The sequence below is a fragment of the Flavobacterium columnare NBRC 100251 = ATCC 23463 genome, assembly GCF_002530675.1.
GTDB classification, from domain to species: domain Bacteria; phylum Bacteroidota; class Bacteroidia; order Flavobacteriales; family Flavobacteriaceae; genus Flavobacterium; species Flavobacterium columnare.
In genome coordinates this window covers 1-19,120 of the sequence record NZ_PCMX01000079.1, presented here as the reverse complement: position 1 = coordinate 19,120, position 19,120 = coordinate 1, and the positions used below count along the sequence as shown (strand labels likewise).

Here is a 19,120-nt window from a genome sequence, read left to right as displayed (position 1 = left end):
AATAACTATATTTGAAAACTTTTATAAAAACAAAAACACAAAAATACAATGAACTTTAATTTAAGCGAAGAACATTTAATGATTCAGCAAGCAGCAAAAGATTTTGCGCAAACTGAATTATTACCAGGTGTTATAGAAAGAGATGAACATTCTATATTTCCAGCGGAGCAAGTAAAAAAAATGGCAGAACTAGGCTTTTTAGGTATGATGGTTGATCCCAAATACGGAGGAGCAGGTTTAGATAGTGTTTCTTATGTATTAGCTATGGAAGAAATAGCTAAAATAGATGCGTCTGCCGCTGTAATCATGTCCGTAAATAACTCTTTAGTGTGTGCAGGTTTAGAAAAATTTGCTAGTGAAGAGCAAAAGATGAAATATTTAGTTCCTCTTGCTAAAGGAGACGTTATTGGTGCATTTTGTTTATCTGAACCAGAAGCTGGCTCTGATGCTACTTCTCAAAAAACAACAGCAATTGATAAAGGAGATTACTATTTATTAAATGGTACTAAAAACTGGATTACAAATGGTGGTTCAGCTTCTACCTACATCGTTATTGCTCAAACAGATACTGAAAAAGGACATAAAGGAATTAATGCTTTTATTGTTGAAAAAGGTTGGGAAGGATTTTCTATAGGTCCAAAAGAGAAAAAAATGGGAATCAGAGGTTCTGACACACATTCACTTATGTTTTCTGATGTAAAAGTACCTAAAGAAAACCGCATTGGTGAAGATGGTTTCGGTTTTAATTTTGCTATGGCTGTTTTAAATGGGGGTCGTATTGGTATTGCCTCTCAAGCATTAGGTATTGCTTCTGGTGCGTATGAATTAGCTTTAAAATATTCACAAGAACGAGTAGCATTCAAAAAACCAATTTTCCAACATCAGGCTATCGCTTTTAAATTAGCCGATATGGCTACTCAAATTACGGCTGCTAGAATGCTTTGCTTAAAAGCAGCTTGCGAAAAAGATGCTGGACAAGATATATCTCATTCTGGCGCAATGGCTAAATTATTTGCTTCAGAAACAGCCATGAACGTAACAATAGAAGCTGTTCAAATACATGGCGGTAATGGATATGTTAGTGAGTATCATGTAGAAAGAATGATGCGTGATGCTAAAATTACTCAGATCTATGAAGGAACTTCAGAAATTCAGAGAATCGTTATTTCTAGAGGTTTAGTAAAATAAAATCTATAAAACTACGTAAATAAAGTGGGTGTCTAAAAAGTAGTAACTTAACATCTAGTTTGTCAATGGGACGACAGGAGAAGTTACATTATCAGTACTATCTGATTTGCTTCGTTCGATCCTCTCTTGGGGCGAAATGACAAGATTACTACCTTTGGACACCCTCTATCCTTTTTGTATCTACAAATCTTAGCTTTTCGGTTTTGATTCCTAATTCTTTGTATTTTCTGTCCTTACCGTTTAACCCCATTTTCACTAGACTTGAAGTAAGCCGAAAAAACGAATCTATTTTGCTTTATTTTTCTTCAATTTCAAACTTTTACTCAAATTTTCTATGAGTATTTAATGTATTATTTTTTTGTCATAAACAATGTATAATCCCAGATTATGTGTAGACTTTATAACGAAGATAAAAAGGGCTAAGAAGGTAAAATACTCGGGGATTTTTTACCACAGTTGTAGTTTTAGATTGAGGACAAAAATGGAGTCCTTTTTATCTGTAATAAATTTACTGCTTCGCCTGTACACTTCATTCGGGTCTAATATTGTAATCTGGGTTAGTCTTAATTTTGTTTAACACGCTTCTTTGGTAAAAGAAAAAAGTGAAAACCTAAAAAGGTTTTCACTTTTTATCAAGCTAATTTTTTAACATTAAAAAAATTTCATCTTTTAAAAACAATAATTTAGCTTTCAATTCGTGCATGTGTGAATCTGTAGTAGCTTCTGCACCAGAATTGTATCTATGAATTTCATGTTCTATTTCATGGTATTCATCAAATAATTTTCTAAAATGATTATCTGTTGTTTTTAAATCGTGGATTTTTTCGGTGAATTCTGGGAATTCGTTCAGTAGGTTGTGTCTTTCCATTTTTGCTTATATTTAAATTATTAGTATAATTCTATATTTTTACTTGTACTTATTTTTATTATTATTTGCAATGCGGTGTATTTTGAATAAATAAACTCATGGTACTAGGGGAAAAAAAAGGAATATCCAATCCTAGTCCTCTGAAAATAAATAGGACTCCTACTCCAGCTATTGCTATGGGTATTGTTTTTTGAATTTTGTTTCGTACAGGTATTGTTAATAAATTAGAAACATATACCACTGCAGTCATCATAGGAATGGTACCTATTCCGTATAGAGCCATATAGCTCATACTTAAGAAAACCTCTTGCATGGCTATAGCGCCAAAAAGTGCTACGTATACTAATCCGCAAGGTAAAAATCCGTTGAGTATCCCGATCATAAAGATAGATTTATAGGTTCTCTTTTTAAATTGCTGACCTAGTAGTTTTTTTACTCTACTTAACAGTCTAAATACTGGTTTGGAAAAGTTGTATTGGGCGAAGACTTTTTCTGGAACTAAAACTATTACTATCATTAAAACGCCAATAATAATTGACATTTTTTGCTGAAAACCAGCAAGAAAAAGCCCTCTGCCCAACAAACCAAAAAACAATCCTAATAAAATATAGGACATGATTCTTCCTGTGTGATAAATTGTAATTTGTATAATTTTTTTAGCTTGATTTGTTCTGTCAACGGGTAACATCATTGCAATAGGCCCGCACATACCCACACAATGCAAACTGCTAACCAAACCTAATATGAATGCTGAGTATATCATTTTTGATTTAAAGAAATAGATATTTTTTTTGTTTCTTTTTATAAATTAACTTTCTCTTTATTTAAATATCCTTTTTCTTGGTATTTCCAATCAATAGTAATGTCCCAACGACCGCCAATCAGCTTGGTTTTAGGTATGAGCAAATTGGAAGAAGATAACGATATGGGCACATCGAAATCTAATTGCTGATTAGACGGTCTATAAAAGGACACCTTACCTATTATATTTTTATATTCAAATGATTTTGGAAATTTTATTAGAAGTCCTTCGCTTGTAATTTCTAAAAGGACTTTTTCTTTTAAGTTACTGGCATTTTGTTCTTTATCTAATTGATCTTGATATCCTATTTCTTTTTTATAATATTCCTCTGTAACCATTTCATGATCATATTCTTTTGTTCCTTGTACTTTAAATACAAAGTATAATATAAATGTGATAAATAACCCAAATGCTATCACAATTCCTGTTCCCCAATTTGCTCTCATAATTCTATTATTACATACCTGTTTTATATTCTAACCCTAAGAATTAAGAAGTTAAGTTCTATTTTCCTAAAATTCTTTTTCTTAAGGTTTGAAAAGATTACCTTGCTAGTTGCTAATTAAATTTTCTTGGCCCTAAAAAATTACTAGTAGTGGTTTCTATCAAGTTATTATTATTGTAAACTTCTATTTTTATTTTTGTTTTATCACCTTCTAAAAATGCTGGGTGAATTTCTACAAACAAAGTACCTTGAGCTAAATTGTCTTTTCTTACCTGAATACTTTGTTTGCCCACAATTTCTATTTTACCTTCTGGGCTTACTAATTTAAATGTTACGTTTTTAAAATCATTCATGGTTTTATTAACAACTTTGTAAGTAAAAACATTTGTGATATTTTCTCCCTTGTGCTGAAATAATTGCCCTGGCAAACGTAATACTGTAGCTTCTACATCATTTCTTAAAAATAACATCCCTATAAAAATACCTATAAGAATACTTAAAACAGCTACATATCCTTTCATTCGAGTTGTAAAAACAAATTTTTCTTTTTTTACAATTTCATCTTCACTTGCATAGCGTATTAAGTTAATAGGTAGATTTACGCTTTTCATGATGGTATAACACTCATCAATACAAGCGGTACAGTTAACACATTCTAACTGAACTCCGTTTCTAATATCAATCCCTGTAGGACAAACATTTACACATTGATGACAATCAATACAATCTCCTTTACCAGCTAAAGCTCTATCTTCTCCTTTTTTGAATTTTGCTCTTCCTTTTTCGCCCTCTCCTCTTACATGATCATAGGCTACGTTAATGGTTTTATTATCTAATAGTACGCCTTGCATACGACCATAAGGACAAGCTATAATACAAACTTGTTCTCTAAACCATGCAAATACAAAATAAAAAACTGCCGTAAAAATTAAAAGAGCAATTAGAGTACCTGTATTGTGTAGTGGTCCTTGACGTACCATATCTAATACATGATCTCCCCCCATTAGATAAGCTAAAAAAACATTAGCGATAAAGAAAGAAGCTACAAAAAAGACAATCCCTTTTGTTATTCTTTTTCTAATTTTTTCAGCATTCCATTCTTGCTTAGCTAACTTTATTTGAGCTCCTCTATCGCCTTCTATCCAATATTCTATTCGTCGAAAAACCATTTCCATAAAAATAGTTTGAGGACAAATCCAACCACAAAAAATACGTCCAAAAGCAACTGTAAATAATGCTAACCCAACGACCCCAATAATCATAGAGATCACTACTAGGTGAAAATCTTGAGGCCAAAAAGGAAATCCTAAAATGGAAAATTTTCTTTCTATTACATTAAATAATAAAAACTGGCTTCCATTTACTTTTATAAAAGGTGCTGAAAAAAGAAAAACTAATAAGAAGTAACTGACTATTTTTCTTCTATCATAAAATTTCCCACTTGGTTTTTTAGGAAAAATCCAAGCGCGTTTTCCTTCTTTATCAATAGTTGCAATAGTATCTCTAAAACTATCTGATGGTGAATGGCCTGCCATAATTTATTGTTTTTCTATCTTTTTGGATTAAACAAAGTGAAATGAGAAATCTCATAAAACATCTCTTTTTTTTATGAGATTTCTCTCTTTTGTCTAAATAAGACCTAATTTCACTTTAATTATTTAGCTTTTGTTGAATCAACAACTGCTGAGCTTGTTTCTGTAGCCGGTTGTTTAGTAGCTCCCCCTTCTTCCCATACATCTCCTTCAGGAGCCTTAGCTCCAGCAGGATTAGTTCCTTGTAAGCTAAGTACATAACTAGCTATTTTTTGTATATCCGAAGGTTTTATTTGATCTTTCCATGAAATCATACCTTTTCCTGCACGTCCTCCTTCCATAATGGTATTAAATACGTTTTTAATTCCTCCTCCTAAAATCCAATGTTTATCCGTTAAGTTTGGTCCTATAGCACCTCCTCCATCGGCTTTATGACAAGCAATACAATTGGTTTGAAAAATAGCTTTACCTGCATTAATACTTTCCGCGTCTGTTAATAAAGTAACTGTTTCTTTATCCATTAGATCTGGTGCTGTTTTTTTGTATTCTTCTACTTGTACTTTTGCTATAGCCATTTCTTTTTCAAATTCAGCGGTTTGATCATCATGTCCTAGCATGTGGAAACGTACTAAATAAATGAATGCAAACGCAATGGTTCCGTAAAATAAATAGACCCACCAAGGAGGTAAAACATTATCTAATTCTTGAATACCATCATAATTATGGTTCATAATTAACTCATTTTCTTCTTCAACTTTACGAGAACGAGTCAACTTTTGTAAAATTCCTTTGAAGAACTGAGTTTCTGTAAAAGGTAGATTATCTTCTAGTTCTTTTGCTTTTCTTTGTTCATCCGTTAATAAAGTGTCTAAGACTTTGTCAGTTGCATTAAGAACTAGTTCCACAGCTACTAATATTAATAGAAATATTAATAGGATAACATTTAATATGGGATACTTAATAAAAGCTGGACGGTCACCCGAGTCAATAAAGAATTCCATGGCAATGAAAAACATTGCAAAAAATACAGGAATTCTTACATATATAGGAAATATTTTTTTCATAATGCTTAAATTTTATTTTTTAGCAGTACATATCTATTGCCTTTTAATAATCTTATCATCTTTCTATCTATTATAAAAGGCCCTTTTATGTTTTATAAGTTTAAAAATTCGTCTGTAGTACCTTCCGCAAAAGGCAAATTACTCAGTTGATTAATCTTATCTTTTTTATAAGTAAAAACCCAAAAATATAATCCTACAAAAAAGAAGAAAAAGATTAATAATGAAATGATGGGATATATCTCGATACCTACGATATTTTCCATAGTGTGTTTGACAAACTTCAACATAGTCTTTTAATTTTGTGAATTTTTAACCTTAATATCTGTTCCTAAACGTTGTAAATAAGCTATTAGAGCTACAATTTCACGATCTCTCATAGGAACAAATTCTTCTTTACGCATCTTCGCGTTTTTCTCACTTTCTGTGTAACTTTTTACAAAGTCTGGATCGTTTTTCAGATTGGCTTCAATTTTAGTAGACTGCTCAGCAATAGATGCTTTTGCTTTTTTAATATCTTCTTCAGTATAAGGAACACCTAATGTTTTCATTACCTCCATTTTTTTCTCAATTTGAGAATAATCGGCTGGTTTGTTATCAAACAACCATTTATAGGCAGGCATAATGGAACCAGCTGATGTACTTTGAGGATCCCACATGTGATTAAAATGCCAGTTATCATTATATTTTCCTCCTACTCTAAACAAATCGGGTCCTGTACGTTTAGATCCCCATAAGAAAGGATGATCGTACACATATTCACCTGATTTAGAATAGTCCCCATAACGTGCAACTTCTGAACGGAAAGGACGAATCATTTGAGAGTGACATCCTACACATCCTTCACGAATATATAGGTCACGTCCTTCTAATTCTAAAGGTGTATAGGGTTTAACACTTGAAATGGTTGGAATATTAGATTTTACAACAATCGTTGGAATAATTTGTATAATCCCTCCTATCAGAATTGCAATTGTAGCTAAAACGGTTAATTGAACCGGTTTTCTTTCTAACCAAGCATGAAATTTTTCGTTTTTCAAACGATATGGAGCAATAGTACTTAATGCTGGTGCTTCTGCTAATTCATCTTCAACTGATTGTCCGTTAGCAACCGTTTTGTACGCATTATAAACCATTACTAACATACCTAATAAATACATGGTTCCACCTATAGCTCGGATAGCATACATAGGCATAATTTGAGTAACTGTTTCTAAGAAATTACCATAGACTAATGAGCCGTCGGGATTAAACTGTTTCCACATAGAAGCTTGTGTAAAACCAGCTACATACATTGGTAGAGTATACATGATGATCCCTAATGTTCCTATCCAAAAATGGAAATTAGCTAGTTTTTGAGAATATAATTGTGTTTTAGTTAATCTAGGTAATAACCAATAAATAATACCAAAAGTCATAAAACCATTCCAAGCTAAAGCTCCAACGTGTACGTGTGCTACAATCCAATCTGTAAAATGTGCGATAGCATTTACATTTTTTAATGATAACATAGGACCTTCAAAAGTTGCCATACCATAGCCTGTAAGTGCCACTACAAAGAATTTCAATACTACATCCGTACGTACTTTGTCCCAAACACCTCTTAAAGTTAAAAGCCCGTTAATCATACCTCCCCAAGAGGGCGCAATTAGCATTACTGAAAATACTACCCCTAAGTTTTGCGCCCAATCGGGCAAAGCGGTATATAACAAATGGTGAGGCCCCGCCCAGATATATAAGAAAATTAAAGACCAAAAGTGAATAATTGATAACCTATAAGAGTATACAGGTCTGTTAGCTGCTTTTGGCATAAAGTAATACATTAATCCTAAGAAAGGTGTTGTCAAGAAAAACGCAACTGCGTTATGCCCATACCACCATTGAACTAATGCGTCTTGAACCCCTGCATAAACAGAGTATGATTTTAACCCATTAACAGGTAATTCTAAACTATTAAAGATATGTAGTACTGCTACTGTTACAAAAGTGGCTATATAAAACCAAATGGCTACATACAGGTGTCTTTCCCTACGACGTAAAATAGTCATGATCATGTTAACACCAAATACTACCCAAATTAATGCTATAGCAATATCTATTGGCCACTCTAACTCAGCATATTCTTTAGAGGTAGTATAACCTAAAGGCAAAGAAATGGCTGCAGCAACAATAATTAACTGCCATCCCCAGAAATTTAAGTTCGTTAAAAAATCGCTATACATTCTGGTTTTTAATAATCGTTGAATAGAGTAATAATAACCAGCAAACATTGCGTTACCCACAAAGGCAAAAATTACTGCATTTGTATGCAAAGGGCGTAAACGTCCGTAGCTCAACCACGAAATACCATCTGTAATATTAGGGAATAAATACATTGTTGCTAACAATAGCCCTACTAACATACCTACTACCCCAAAAACTATGGTTGCGTATATGAACTTGTTTACAATTTTGTTGTCATAATAAAATTGTTGCATTTCCATAATTAAATTTGATTTTCTGAATTTATATTTGTTTTGGGTTTACTATTTTTTAACTCATCTTCGAATAGCATACGTACCGAAGGAGTATAATCATCGTCAAACTGACCACTCCTTACCGCCCTAATAAAAATATAGAGAAAGGTAACAGCCAATACGATGCTGATACAGATTAACAAATAAATAATACTCATACCTTTATTTTTACACTTCAAAGTTACCTTGACTATATGGGATAAAATATGACTTTTATCATACTCTCCTTTTTGTTTAACATTTATACTATCTTTTATTTTAAGTATCTTAAAATAAAAGATTTAAAATGCTTTTTTAGACGCATAAAAATTACTCATCAATGTTACAAAACTCACAATAGTAACAGTACTCAAAGGCATTATAATAGCCGCTATGATAGGTAACAAATTACCTGTTACAGCATAACTTAAGCCGACAACATTATATAGGAGCGATAATCCGAAACTCATATAAATAGTTTTCATCGCATTTTTTGAATACTTCATAAAAAAATCAATCTTTGAAAATTGGGTAGCATCCAAAATCCCATCACAGGCAGGAGAAAACACATTTACATTTTCTGAAATAGCAATTCCTATATTACTTTGAGCCAATGCTCCTGCATCGTTTAACCCATCTCCTACCATCATTACATTCTTGCCGTTTTTTTGAAGATTTTCTATATATTGTAATTTTTCTTCTGGTTTTTGATTGAATACTAAATTTGTAGAAGAGGGTAACATTTTTTCTAAAATCTTCCTTTCTCCATCATTATCACCTGATAAAACAACCAATTGGTATTTTTTTGATAAATTTTCAAACAATTGTTCTAATCCTTCACGATACTGATTATTAAACACATAACTTCCTTTATATACCCCGTTAATTGCAACGTGAACCTTCGTTTTCTTATGAGTATTTTCACTCATGTGTTGTAAAAATTGTGAAGAACCTAATTTAACTGAATGGTCGTTCAATTCTGCAAAAATTCCTTTTCCTGTTATTTCTTCAAAATGAGTAATTTCTATTTTTTCTTGAGTTGGAATAAAATCATACAACCTTCGGCTTAAAGGATGATTAGAAGTGCGAAGTACATTTTTTAAAAGTCTTAATTCATCTGCATTTAATTCACTTCCTTCATAGGTTATAGATGTTTTTTTGTTCGTTGTAATGGTTCCTGTCTTATCAAAAACGATTGTATCTACTTTTGCTAATTGTTCTATAACCGTAGCATTTTTCAAATAGAATTTTCTATATCCCATTATGCGAAGGACATTTCCTAATGTAAAAGGAGCGGTTAATGCTAATGCACACGGACAAGCCACAATTAGAATTGCTGTAAAAACATTACATGCTGTAGAAACATCTTGAAATATCCAAAAAACAAAAGACACAAAAGCCAACAACAATAAAGCAGGTGTAAAATACTTACTAATTGTATCTGTAATTGTTTTGTATTTTTGTTCTACTCGTTTTTGAAAAACATCATTACTCCATAATTGCGTTAAGTAACTTTGTGAAACCGAATGCAAGACTTCTATTTCTATAACTTTTCCTATTTGTTTTCCTCCTGCATATACCTTGTCCCCTGATTTTTTCTTCATTGGTACCGCCTCTCCCGTAACAAAACTATAATCAATAGATGCCTCTGACGAAATTAGAATACCATCTACGGGTATTAATTCTTGGTTTCTAATTAATAGTCTATCCCCTTTTATAATATCATATACTTGAATGGGTTCTTCTAATCCATCTGTTGTAATTTTAGTAACGGCTATAGGGAAATAGGATTTATAATCACGCTCAAAAGACAAAAAATTATATGTTTTTTGTTGAAATAGTCGACCTAACAACATGAAAAAGATCAACCCACACATACTATCAAAAAAGCCTTGTCCATAATCAAAAATTATATCTATTGTGCTTCGTACAAACATTACTATAATTCCTAAAGCAATAGGAATGTCTATATTTAGCATTTTTGATTGGATGCTTTTCCAGGCAGATACATAATACCCTGAGGCAGAATAAAAAAAAGGAGGTAATGATAACGCAAAAATCAACCATCTAAAAAATCCCTTATATTGCTCAATCCAAAACTCTCCTACTTCAAAATATTCTGGAAAAGAAAGTAACATGATGTTACCAAAAGAAAAAAATGCAATCCCTATTTTGTAAATTAAAGTTCTATCTACTTGTTGTTTTTTATTTTCGTAATTTTCTAGACTGATATAGGGTTCATACCCAATTTTGCTAAGTATTTCAACTATACCTTTTAAATTGGTCATATCTGGACTATACGTAATTCTAACTTTCTTTTGATGAAAATTAACTTGGGAACTAGCTATTCCTTGAATTAATTTTTGAAGATTTTCTAAAATCCAGATACAAGAACTACAGTGTATATGTGGTATATATAATGTAACTATATGGGTTCCTTTCTCTTCAAATTCTAATAATTTAGAAACAATTTTTTCGTCATTTAAAAAATCATATTTCCCCTTAATATCTTGCGGTGCGGCACCTGGTGACTGTTCGAAATCATAATAACAAATCAAATCATTTTGACTAAAAATCTCATATACTGTTTTACAGCCCACACAGCAAAAAGACTTATCTTCAAAAACAATTTTTTCCTTTTCTACAATATCGTTTCCACAATGAAAACAATTTATTTTATCCATAAATTAATTTGCTCTTTTAAACCTTAAACAAAATTCCTTTGTTATTGATAATTTTACTATGATATTTATCATACTTTGAATATCTTTGAATGCTGAATTTTGTGTTTATGAGCAAATGTGAACAATGTATCGTTAGGCAATTCAGTTCTTTGAAGGCCCTAACAAAGGACGAATTATTACGAATGGCCGAATGCAAAACGTCATACACCATTAAAAAAGGGGAACCTATCTTTGAAGAAGGTGAAATGACTAACGGAGTCTTTTGTATAAAAGATGGTATTTGCAAAATGACCAAACTGAGTACTAATGGTAAAGATCAAATTGTAAAACTGGTAAAAGCAGGTGAACTTTTAGGACAACGATCAATGATAAGCGAAGAACCCGCTAATTTGAGTGCTGTTGCCTTAGAAGATATGGAAGTGTGTTTTGTACCTAAAAGTGAAATTTTAAAATTTTTTAATCAAAACAATCAGTTTTCTATGAATGTAATGAAGACTATTTGTGGCGATTTAAAAGAGGCTGATGATCACATGGTATCAATGGCTCAAAAAAGCGTAAAAGAACGTTTAGCCGAAACGCTCATTTATTTGGAGGAAACCTTTGGCAACAATGAGGACGGTTCACTCCGTATCCAACTCTCTCGTGAAGAATTAGCTGGTATAATAGGTACTGCCACCGAAAGTTGCATCAGGCTCCTTTCTGAATTAAACAAACAAGAATTAATCAGCATATCAGGAAAAAAAATTGCCATTAAAAATAAAAACCAATTACGAAAAATGGCCGAGTAATTTTTAAAATTATTAATCATTTATACATTCTTTTTCTTTAAAATCTAAATTTTAAATCATCTTTTCATATAATTCAGGATTTATAGTTATTTCAGTCTATTGTAGAAGCCAACCTCTTGATTCAAATACGATCTAGTAAAAATTTAGATACTCATTAATAAGTACTTATTCTGTATCTACTAATAGAAATTCTAACAATATGTTTTTCAAACACCCCTATTATAGCATCCCTTTTTATAGTATAAGAACAAACAAAAAGTCTCAAATAATTTAGTTCAATAATCCCTAATTACATTATGTGACTCCTTTATGTAATTTCCTCGTTTGGGGTAACAATCAAACAATGGATTAGTTTCTTACTATTTTATTATAAATAAATTTGTTTCCTTCGTCATCACTACAACCAGAAAAAGAATATATGATAAAATTCTCCTGTCTTTTTAAAAGTAGCTACCCTCATCCTAGAAATAATCCAATTACAAAATAAAAGAACAAACCCTATTTTGTGCTATTTCACTCAAAACAGGGTTTTAAATTCAAAAAAAATAAAAACTTAATACTAGGAAACTTTTTGCATTTTTACTATTCTTCTAAACTTACTTTTATAATATAAATAAAAGAGTATTTACCATACAAAAACCAATCTAGCAACTCATTAAAAAACACTTTAAAATTAAGTTATTTTATTAAAATCTTTTTTCTAATGGTGTACTGATCTGATTTTATATCTAACAAATAAACTCCTTTAGGATTATCTGAAATATTAATTTCATCATTAGATGTTAATGATTGGAATGCTTTTTCAAAAACTAATTTACCTGAAATATTATATACAGCCATTTTTAAAGGTTCCTGAATATTAACATTTAGTCTAAAAATACCATTAGAAGGATTAGGAAAAACACCTCCTTTATTTACATCCAATTGATGATCTTCTACGGCAAGCGTTCCACTTGGTAAAGCGACTCTCCATATTCCTCTTCCATAAGTAGAAGCCGTTAAATTGTTCTCAGAAGTATTAATTTTTAACTCTGTTACCTTAACTCTAGGCAAACCATTGCTAAAAAGACTCCAAGAATTCGACTCTTCATCAAAATAATACACTCCTAAATTTGTCCCTACATAAACAGAATTCTTTTGATTTCCTTGTGCAGCTATACAATAACTAACCGAATAAGGTAAATTATAAGTTATATTTATCCAAGTCTTTCCTGAGTCGGCTGTTTTATACACTTTTGTACCATATATTATATAGAAAATATTAGGATTTACAGGATTAAAACAAATCGCCACCAAAGTTTTAGTAAACATTCCTGGAGCAGGAGGAAGATCAATAACCCTGGGAACCAAATTACCTGAATTATCTCTGTTTTCATCTGTATAAATTAATTCATCAAAATTAGGATTAGCAGTACTTTTTCTATAATATAACAACCTATTAGGGTATAATGGATTAACTTTCATGTTTCTTATGTTATATCCATTAGAATTATTAGTCCTTGGTTGCCAAACTTTTTTATTCACTAATTCCTCTACTTCTTTCCATCCTCCATAAATGTTCCCTGCACTAGAAATTTCAAGTGGAGTAAGCCACTCTCCTGGTGAATGACTTGTGATAAAAGAGCCATAATCATCTGAATTAAAATTATATTCATACAAAAATCCACCATTTTGTGTAAAACCGTATGCTAAATTAGGCATTGCAGGATTTATTGCCGTATCTAAACCATCTCCTCCATGAAAATTTACCCAAGCATCATTATCTGATATAAAACCTCCATTATCTTGTAAGCCTCCTACTAATTTAGAATTTGTAGATGGAGCAGTATCTATTTTATAAAACTGACTTATTTGTAAACCAAAGGATCTATTCACAAAAGTATTACCATTGTCTTTAGAAATATAAATTCCACCATCCGAACACACATACACATTAGATCCTACCGTCCTTATATTATGAATATCCCCATGTGTATATCTAGGACTAGTATCATCTGTCCAATAATTCAACCTGGTAAAAGTTGTTCCTCCATCATTTGATCCCCATAAATTTAGGCATCCTGTATAGATTAAATCTTTATTAGTTTGCGATACTGCCAATGCTAAATCATAATAACTTTGATAAACCTCTAATATGTTCGTTTTATCATTTTTAAGCGTAAACGTTTCTCCTGAATCAACTGATAAATAAACCCCTTTAAATCCGTTTAAACTTCCAGATGTATTGGCTCCTAACAAATACAAATAATTAGAGTCCGCTTGAGTAGTTGCCATAAGCATTTTTTTTACTCGCACAAAACTTTTCTTTAATTCCCAAGTCAAACCATTATCAATACTTTTATAAATAAAAGTATCATTCCCATTTGAAGTAGAAGCATACACAATATTAGAATCATTGGTATTAAAAAGGAGTTGATAAACAACTTCTTGATCCGAAGTTTGCTCAAAAGTAAGCCCTCCATCCTGCGAACGATACACCCCAGAATTTGTCCCTACAATTACAACATTACTATTATTAGGATCTATCAATATTGTTCTTCCATAATTTATATCTGTTAACCCCATTTTTACCCAAGTTTCACCTGCATCATTTGATTTGTAAAGACCATCAAATTCTACATCCGTTCCATCAGCATCTCCTGTCATTGCATAGATTACATTCGTATTATTAGGATCTATTGCTAATCCTGAAATACCTATTGAATCTATAAAATCAGTTTTAGGAGACCAACTTAACCCTCCATCTATAGATTTCCAAACACCTCCTGTAGCTGCTCCTACATAAATTATATTTTCATTAGTAGGATCCGTAACAGAACAGTTTAGTCTACCTAGACCTGAACTACGAGACCCTTTACTCGTATATGTAAAAGGCCCTGCGGGTGTCCATAAATTATTTAATGATTTTTCATAAACTTGATCATTAAGAACTGGACTCTCCCTAAATGCCTTTTTCATTTCCCTAACACCTTTCGAGTTAGGTAGATAACCATTTTCATCTACTTCAAAACTCGAAATATACTTCCATCTTTGGTATACTTTCCATCCACTCCCTTTCGCATTAATATCACGATTTTTAAAAGATTCTTCAACTCTTCTATTAATTTCATCAAATCTAATAGCCTTATCTTCTATTGACTTATATAGCTTTTGATTAAAAATAAAAGACTGCGAATAAAAATTAAAATTAAAAAACAGCAAAACTGTTATTAAATAGGTCTTCATAATCTTACTTGTTATTTTTCTACAAATCAACTTTAAATAATAACAATTAACCAAAAAAACCGATGAAATGCAGTAAAAACACTTTTAAGTGTTTTAAAAATCTTATTTCATTTTTCAAAAAGTAAGTATTACATTTGCCATGACAAACACAACAACACACAACAATGATTCATTTTTTTGGTAACGCAACCAACACTGTATTTGCTGTACAAACGCAAAACGAATTATCGACTGAAGACATTACAAAATTAAACTGGCTTTTTGGCGACGCACATAAAATAGAAAAATCCGTATTAGCGGATTTTTTTGTTGGTCCCCGCGCGGCTATGGTAACTCCGTGGAGCACAAACGCCGTTGAAATCACTCAAAACATGGGTATTTCTGGAATTATTCGCATTGAAGAGTTCCAAAAAGTTACTCCAGATTTTTCGGATTTCGACCCTATGCTGTCTCAAAAATATTCGGAGTTAAATCAAGAAATTTATACCATTAATATTCAACCGGAGCCCATTCTGGAAATTGAAGATATTGAAGCTTATAACCAACAAGAAGGTTTGGCTTTAAGCCCAGAAGAGGTGGAATATTTACATAATCTTTCAACTAAAATTGGAAGAAAACTAACTGATTCTGAAATTTTTGCTTTCTCACAAGCCAATTCAGAACACTGCCGTCACAAAATTTTCAACGGAACTTTTGTCATTGATGGCGAAGAACAACCTACTTCCCTATTCAAATTAATTAAAAAAACTTCTGAAACACATCCTAACGAGATTGTTTCAGCCTATAAAGACAACGTAGCTTTTGTAAAAGGACCTACTGCCGTTCAGTTTGCCCCAAAAAGTGCTGACAAACCTGATTTTTACCAAGAAAAGGAATTCGAATCGGTATTATCCTTAAAAGCTGAAACCCACAACTTCCCTACTACGGTAGAACCTTTCAACGGTGCCGCTACAGGTTCAGGAGGTGAAATTCGTGACCGTTTAGCAGGTGGACAAGGTTCATTACCCTTAGCTGGTACAGCGGTGTACATGACTTCTTACTCTCGTTTAGAAGAAAATCGCCCTTGGGAAAATGCAATGGACGAAAGAGCTTGGTTGTACCAAACTCCTATGGATATTTTAATCAAAGCGTCTAACGGGGCTTCTGATTTTGGTAATAAATTTGGTCAACCGCTTATTACGGGTTCAATTTTAACTTTTGAACACGAAGAAGAGGCTCGCAAATTAGGTTTCGACAAAGTAATTATGCAAGCGGGTGGTATTGGCTACGGAAAATTAGAACAAGCTAAAAAACACGAACCTAAAGCAGGCGATAAAATCGTTATTTTAGGGGGTGAAAACTATAGAATTGGTATGGGAGGTGCTGCGGTATCTTCTGCTGATACAGGGGCTTTCGGTTCAGGTATCGAATTAAACGCCATTCAACGTTCGAATCCTGAAATGCAAAAACGTGCGGCTAATGCCATTCGTGGATTAGTTGAAAGTGACAATAACCCTATTGTTTCGATTCACGACCACGGAGCTGGTGGACACTTAAACTGTTTATCAGAATTAGTAGAAGCTACTGGTGGACATATCGATTTAGATAAATTACCTGTGGGTGACCCTACCCTTTCGGCAAAGGAAATCATCGGTAATGAATCTCAAGAACGTATGGGATTAGTCATTGGTGAAAAAGATATCGAAACTCTAAACCGTATTGCAGAAAGAGAGCGTTCGCCTATGTACACTGTGGGTGATGTAACGAATGATCATCGTTTTACTTTCGAATCGAAAACAACAGGGGCAAAACCAATGGATTATGCTTTAGAAGATTTCTTTGGTAGTTCACCTAAAACGATTATGACGGATAAAAAGATTAATCGTAACTATTCAAATCCTGATTATACTGTTGCTGATATTCCAAACTACTTAAATCAAATGCTACAGTTGGAAGCAGTAGCGTGCAAAGACTGGTTAACCAATAAAGTTGACCGTTGTGTAGGTGGTCGAGTTGCGAAACAACAATGTGCAGGTCCGTTACAATTACCATTGAATAATGTTGGGGTAATGGCATTAGACTATAAAGGAAAAGAAGGTATTGCGACTTCAATAGGACACGCTCCAGTAGCCGCAATTGTAGATCCAGTGGCAGGTTCAAAAAATGCCATTGGTGAAGCATTATCCAACTTAGTTTGGGCTCCTTTAAAAGACGGATTACAATCGGTTTCTTTATCAGCGAACTGGATGTGGCCTTGTAAAAATGAAGGTGAAGATGCTCGTTTATATGAAGCAGTAAAAGGTTGTTCGGATTTTGCTATCGAATTAGGCATCAATATCCCAACGGGTAAAGACTCGCTTTCAATGAAGCAAAAATACCCTAATGATGAAGTAATTGCACCCGGAACGGTAATTATTTCGGCTATGGGAAGCTGTTCAAACATTACTAAAGTAGTTGAACCTGTACTTAAGAAAAACGGCGGTAACATTTACTATATCAACCTTTCACAAGATAATTTCAAATTAGGCGGTTCTTCTTTCTACCAAATTTTAAATAAAATTGGTAATGAAGTACCAACGATGAAAGATGCCGTTTATGTGCGTAAAGCATTCAACGAAATCCAAAACCAAATCAAAGAGAGAAACATTAGTGCGGGACACGATGTAGGTAGCGGTGGTTTAATCACTACTTTACTTGAAATGTGTTTTGCTGATGTAAATGTGGGTGCAACCATTGATTTGACGATATTAAACGAAGTCGATACGGTAAAAGCGTTATTCAACGAAAACATTGGGTTGGTATTCCAGTCTAATTTAGGAGATGATGCCATAGATTTAGCTTTTGCAAAACGCAATGTAAAGGTATTCAAAATTGGAACCGTTACTGAAGGAAACACCGTTTCAATCAAAAACTTCAATGACCAATTCCATTTTGATGTAGCGCAATTAAGAGACACCTGGTACAAAACTTCCTTCCTTTTAGATTCGAAACAATCTAAAAACGGAATGGCTCAAGAAAGATACAATAACTATAAAAATCAACCTTTACAGTTTGTATTCCCTGAAAATTTCAGCGGTAAGATTGCTTCATATCCTCGCAATGACAGACCGAAGGCGGCCATCATCCGTGAAAAAGGAAGTAATTCCGAGCGTGAAATGGCCAATGCGATGTACTTAGCTGGTTTTGATGTAAAAGACGTGCACATGACCGACTTAATTTCGGGTCGTGAAACTCTTGAAGATATCCAATTTATTGGAGCTGTGGGTGGTTTCTCTAACTCAGATGTATTAGGTTCAGCAAAAGGTTGGGCTGGTGCTTTCTTATACAATGAAAAAGCAAATACCGCTTTACAAAACTTCTTTAAGAGAGAAGATACTTTGTCGGTTGGAATTTGCAACGGTTGTCAGTTGTTAATGGAATTAGAATTGATCAATCCAGAACACGAAGTACACGGCAAAATGCACCATAACACTTCTAACAAACACGAGAGTGGCTTTACTTCAGTTAAAATTCAAAAGAATAACTCCGTGATGTTATCTTCTTTAGAAGGATTGACTTTAGGAGTTTGGATTTCGCACGGTGAAGGTAAATTCAAATTACCATACAGTGAGGATAAATACAACATTGTAGGTAAATATGCTTACGAAGGTTATCCAGCTAACCCAAATGGTTCCGACTATAACACTGCCATGATGTGCGACACTACAGGACGCCATTTAGTAATGATGCCACATATTGAGCGTTCGATCTTCCCTTGGAACTGGGCACATTACCCAGACCGCGAGCAAAAAGATGAAGTTTCGCCTTGGTTAGAAGCTTTTGTTAATGCCAGAAAATGGATTGAGAATCAAAATAAATAAAAGGAAAGCGGTTGTAAGACCGCTTTTTTTGTGGGAGATTTTTTATATTTGGTAAATGCGAATAAAAAATAGTATATTTTTTAAAATTAAAAGATAAATGAATCAATATGAAAAACTCTTAACGACAGAAAACTTTGAATTAGCTTTTTATAGATTAAAAAATGCACAAAGAAACTTATATAAGAGTATATAT

Annotated in this window: 13 protein-coding genes; 3 read left to right on the top strand and 10 right to left on the bottom strand. The window is 32.8% G+C overall.

The window, feature by feature from the left end:
• Positions 1 to 48: 48 nt before the first annotated feature.
• Positions 49 to 1,188 carry an acyl-CoA dehydrogenase gene (locus tag B0A78_RS10815; protein WP_014165393.1) on the top strand — a complete coding sequence of 380 codons (1,140 nt, stop codon included), beginning with the start codon at positions 49 to 51 and terminating at the stop codon, positions 1,186 to 1,188.
• A 637-nt stretch (positions 1,189 to 1,825) separates the two neighbouring features.
• On the opposite strand, the gene B0A78_RS10810 is transcribed toward B0A78_RS10815, so the two are convergent.
• The 9 genes from B0A78_RS10810 to B0A78_RS10770 all read right to left on the bottom strand — a co-directional run bounded on the left by B0A78_RS10810 (position 1,826) and on the right by B0A78_RS10770 (position 11,075).
• Positions 1,826 to 2,056, bottom strand: a complete 231-nt coding sequence (locus tag B0A78_RS10810) for a YdcH family protein (protein WP_014165394.1) — start codon at positions 2,054 to 2,056, stop codon at positions 1,826 to 1,828.
• 61 nt (positions 2,057 to 2,117) lie between these two features.
• The gene (locus tag B0A78_RS10805) at positions 2,118 to 2,819 is read right to left on the bottom strand and encodes a sulfite exporter TauE/SafE family protein (RefSeq protein ID WP_041253212.1); all 702 of its coding nucleotides are present in this window, start codon (positions 2,817 to 2,819) and stop codon (positions 2,118 to 2,120) included.
• A gap of 38 nt (positions 2,820 to 2,857) precedes the next feature.
• The gene (locus B0A78_RS10800) at positions 2,858 to 3,304 is read right to left on the bottom strand and encodes a FixH family protein (protein ID WP_014165396.1); all 447 of its coding nucleotides are present in this window, start codon (positions 3,302 to 3,304) and stop codon (positions 2,858 to 2,860) included.
• A gap of 112 nt (positions 3,305 to 3,416) precedes the next feature.
• Positions 3,417 to 4,838 carry a cytochrome c oxidase accessory protein CcoG gene (ccoG, locus tag B0A78_RS10795; protein WP_097609670.1) on the bottom strand — a complete coding sequence of 474 codons (1,422 nt, stop codon included), beginning with the start codon at positions 4,836 to 4,838 and terminating at the stop codon, positions 3,417 to 3,419.
• A 119-nt stretch (positions 4,839 to 4,957) separates the two neighbouring features.
• Positions 4,958 to 5,899 (bottom strand): cbb3-type cytochrome c oxidase N-terminal domain-containing protein, encoded by a 942-nt coding sequence (locus B0A78_RS10790; protein ID WP_065213472.1) that lies wholly within the window; start codon positions 5,897 to 5,899, stop codon positions 4,958 to 4,960.
• 92 nt (positions 5,900 to 5,991) lie between these two features.
• Entirely contained in the window at positions 5,992 to 6,186 is a 195-nt protein-coding gene (locus B0A78_RS10785; protein ID WP_041253213.1) for a cytochrome c oxidase subunit IV, read from the bottom strand.
• 6 nt (positions 6,187 to 6,192) lie between these two features.
• The gene (gene ccoN / locus B0A78_RS10780) at positions 6,193 to 8,379 is read right to left on the bottom strand and encodes a cytochrome-c oxidase, cbb3-type subunit I (protein WP_065213471.1); all 2,187 of its coding nucleotides are present in this window, start codon (positions 8,377 to 8,379) and stop codon (positions 6,193 to 6,195) included.
• Between the two features lie 2 nt (positions 8,380 to 8,381).
• A complete protein-coding gene (ccoS, locus tag B0A78_RS10775) occupies positions 8,382 to 8,570 on the bottom strand; it encodes a cbb3-type cytochrome oxidase assembly protein CcoS (RefSeq protein WP_014165402.1) in 189 nt (62 codons plus the stop codon).
• 123 nt (positions 8,571 to 8,693) lie between these two features.
• Positions 8,694 to 11,075: a heavy metal translocating P-type ATPase metal-binding domain-containing protein gene (locus tag B0A78_RS10770; RefSeq protein ID WP_065213470.1), complete on the bottom strand. Its 2,382-nt coding sequence runs from the start codon at positions 11,073 to 11,075 to the stop codon at positions 8,694 to 8,696.
• 107 nt (positions 11,076 to 11,182) lie between these two features.
• Here B0A78_RS10770 and B0A78_RS10765 point away from each other — a divergent pair, with 107 nt between their 5' ends.
• Positions 11,183 to 11,863: a Crp/Fnr family transcriptional regulator gene (locus tag B0A78_RS10765; protein WP_014165404.1), complete on the top strand. Its 681-nt coding sequence runs from the start codon at positions 11,183 to 11,185 to the stop codon at positions 11,861 to 11,863.
• Between the two features lie 678 nt (positions 11,864 to 12,541).
• Here B0A78_RS10765 and B0A78_RS10760 read toward each other — a convergent pair.
• Positions 12,542 to 15,088, bottom strand: coding sequence for a T9SS type A sorting domain-containing protein (locus B0A78_RS10760; RefSeq protein ID WP_097609669.1), 2,547 nt, complete (start codon positions 15,086 to 15,088; stop codon positions 12,542 to 12,544).
• A 164-nt stretch (positions 15,089 to 15,252) separates the two neighbouring features.
• Here B0A78_RS10760 and purL point away from each other — a divergent pair, with 164 nt between their 5' ends.
• The gene (gene purL, locus B0A78_RS10755; RefSeq protein WP_097609668.1) at positions 15,253 to 18,927 is read left to right on the top strand and encodes a phosphoribosylformylglycinamidine synthase; all 3,675 of its coding nucleotides are present in this window, start codon (positions 15,253 to 15,255) and stop codon (positions 18,925 to 18,927) included.
• Positions 18,928 to 19,120: the final 193 nt, after the last annotated feature.

Bases quoted from the DNA above. Each gene is read 5' to 3' on its own strand.
- B0A78_RS10785 (WP_041253213.1), bottom strand. From the start codon at position 6,186: ATGTTGAAGTTTGTCAAACACACTATGGAAAATATCGTAGGTATCGAG.
- B0A78_RS10765 (WP_014165404.1), top strand. From the start codon at position 11,183: ATGAGCAAATGTGAACAATGTATCGTTAGGCAATTCAGTTCTTTGAAG.
- ccoG (WP_097609670.1), bottom strand. From the start codon at position 4,838: ATGGCAGGCCATTCACCATCAGATAGTTTTAGAGATACTATTGCAACT.
- ccoS (WP_014165402.1), bottom strand. From the start codon at position 8,570: ATGAGTATTATTTATTTGTTAATCTGTATCAGCATCGTATTGGCTGTT.
- B0A78_RS10810 (WP_014165394.1), bottom strand. From the start codon at position 2,056: ATGGAAAGACACAACCTACTGAACGAATTCCCAGAATTCACCGAAAAA.
- B0A78_RS10805 (WP_041253212.1), bottom strand. From the start codon at position 2,819: ATGATATACTCAGCATTCATATTAGGTTTGGTTAGCAGTTTGCATTGT.
- B0A78_RS10770 (WP_065213470.1), bottom strand. From the start codon at position 11,075: ATGGATAAAATAAATTGTTTTCATTGTGGAAACGATATTGTAGAAAAG.
- B0A78_RS10800 (WP_014165396.1), bottom strand. From the start codon at position 3,304: ATGAGAGCAAATTGGGGAACAGGAATTGTGATAGCATTTGGGTTATTT.
- B0A78_RS10760 (WP_097609669.1), bottom strand. From the start codon at position 15,088: ATGAAGACCTATTTAATAACAGTTTTGCTGTTTTTTAATTTTAATTTT.
- ccoN (WP_065213471.1), bottom strand. From the start codon at position 8,379: ATGGAAATGCAACAATTTTATTATGACAACAAAATTGTAAACAAGTTC.
- B0A78_RS10790 (WP_065213472.1), bottom strand. From the start codon at position 5,899: ATGAAAAAAATATTTCCTATATATGTAAGAATTCCTGTATTTTTTGCA.
- purL (WP_097609668.1), top strand. From the start codon at position 15,253: ATGATTCATTTTTTTGGTAACGCAACCAACACTGTATTTGCTGTACAA.
- B0A78_RS10815 (WP_014165393.1), top strand. From the start codon at position 49: ATGAACTTTAATTTAAGCGAAGAACATTTAATGATTCAGCAAGCAGCA.